The sequence below is a fragment of the Pseudomonas sp. 2995-1 genome, assembly GCF_002742505.1.
Classification (GTDB): Bacteria; Pseudomonadota; Gammaproteobacteria; order Pseudomonadales; family Pseudomonadaceae; genus Aquipseudomonas; species Aquipseudomonas sivasensis.
Window position 1 is genome coordinate 1 of sequence record NZ_LJSA01000049.1, and the last position, 231, is coordinate 231.

1 pseudogene is annotated in these 231 nt (G+C 36.8%); it reads right to left on the reverse strand.

The window, feature by feature from the left end:
- Positions 1 to 231: pseudogene (locus tag AOA61_RS00180) on the reverse strand (D-alanyl-D-alanine carboxypeptidase); the annotation flags it as partial.

The following is a 231-nucleotide window of genomic DNA, read 5'->3' on the forward strand; positions in this document are numbered from 1 at the left end:
ATAATATTCTGTACTTACTGGTTCACGAAATTCATCGTTTTTCATTGCGTAGGCACTGATTTTAGCCATATCAGAAGCTGTTGTAATATGTTCTTCCTCAAATAAACCATGGGGATTGGTAAAGTTAGAAGAAGTTACTCCAATTTGCTGTTCTACAAATGTGTTCATACGTTCAGCAAATGCTTCAACTGACCCATCAATATGTTCAGCAATAGCTATCGCAGCATCGTT